Source organism: Thiorhodospira sibirica ATCC 700588 (assembly GCF_000227725.2).
In the GTDB taxonomy this organism is placed as follows: domain Bacteria; phylum Pseudomonadota; class Gammaproteobacteria; order Ectothiorhodospirales; family Ectothiorhodospiraceae; genus Thiorhodospira; species Thiorhodospira sibirica.
On the sequence record NZ_AGFD02000088.1, the window covers coordinates 1 to 1610 of the forward strand.

Annotated in this window: 1 protein-coding gene; it reads left to right on the plus strand. The window is 59.7% G+C overall.

The genetic code is table 11. The features are described from left to right. A partial coding sequence (locus THISIDRAFT_RS00030; protein ID WP_336245391.1) for a DNA methyltransferase occupies positions 1–1608 on the plus strand: 1608 nt, incomplete at its 5' end. Between the last annotated feature and the right edge of the window lie 2 nt (positions 1609–1610).

The following is a 1610-nucleotide window of genomic DNA, read 5'->3' on the forward strand; positions in this document are numbered from 1 at the left end:
CTCGCCCGCGTCACCGTCTGGATCGGCGAAATCCAATGGATGCTCGCACACGGTTTTTCCCTCGCCATGAATCCCATCCTCCGCCCCCTGCACACCATCGACCAACGCGACGCCCTACTCAACGACGACGGCACCGAAGCCCACTGGCCCAGCGCCGATGCCATCGTCGGCAACCCGCCGTTTTTAGGCGGCAGCAAAAAACGCGGCCTGTTAGGCGATGATTATTTCCACGCCCTGGAGCGCGTCTATGCCGGACGTGTCCCCGGCGGCGCAGATTTAGTCACCTACTGGTTTGAAAAAGCCCGCGCCCAATTAGCAAACGGCCACGCCCACGCCGCCGGCTTAGTTGCCACGCAATCTATTCGCGCTGGCGCTAATCGCAAAGTATTGGAGCGGATAGTACAAAGCGGAAAAATTTTTGAGGCTTGGAGTGATGAACCGTGGGTCAATGAAGGCGCCGCCGTGCGCGTATCACTGGTGGGCTTTGGACGAATGGAAGACCACGCCGATGCTCAGCTCAATGGGCAAAAGGTCGAACACATTTACCCGGATCTCACCGGATCAGAAGCGGGTGGAATTGACCTGACACAGGCCGTCCCCTTACCAGCGAATGCGATTGCATTTGAAGGCACCAAAAAATATGGCGATTTTGACATTCCCGGCGAACTTGCGCGTCGCTGGCTGACACTGCCCAATCCGCATGGCCGCCCCAACAGTGAGGTTGTCAAACCCTGGCGCAATGGCCAAGACATCAGCGGACGCGCCTCTGACACCTGGATCATTGATTTTGGTGTTGATATGCCCGAAGCAGACGCCGCCTTATATGAACAACCGTTTAACCACGTTCTGACGCACGTTAAACCATACCGCGAAACCGTCAGAAGGGAACGTACACGCCGCCGCTGGTGGATTCACGAAGAAGCGCGTGTCAGCTTACGCACCGCATTACACGGATTAACGCGCTATATCGTAACTCCCCGCGTAGCCAAACACCGTTTTTTCGTATGGTGCCATGCGGCGATTTTGCCGGATACGCGACTCTTGGTTATCGCACGCGAAGACGATACCACCTTTGGCATTCTCTCCTCGCGTATTCATCAAGTGTGGGCACTGGCCAACGCCTCACGGCATGGCGACGGTAATGAAGGAGGGCGACCAACCTACAACGCCAAATCCTGCTTTGAAACCTACCCCTTCCCCAATGGCCTCACCCCCGCCGACACCGGCCAAGGCACCTACACCCTTGAAAGCGGCGCCATCGTCCCCCACGTCGCCCCCGAAGTCAGCGACCACGCCCGCGCCATCGCCCCCCACGTCGCCCACCGCCTAAACACCCTGCGCGACAACTGGCTCAACCCCCCCGAATGGACCGAACGCCAGCCCGAAATCCACCCCGGCTACCCCGAACGCATCCTCCCCAAACCCGGACACCACGCCGACCTCAAACAACGCACCCTCACCCACCTCTACAACCAACGCCCCGCCTGGCTCCAAAACGCCCACCAAACCCTCGACCACGCCGTCGCCGCCGCCTACGGCTGGCCCGACCACCCCCTCCCCGAAACCGACATCCTCACCCACCTCCTCACCCTCAACCGCAGCCGCTAACC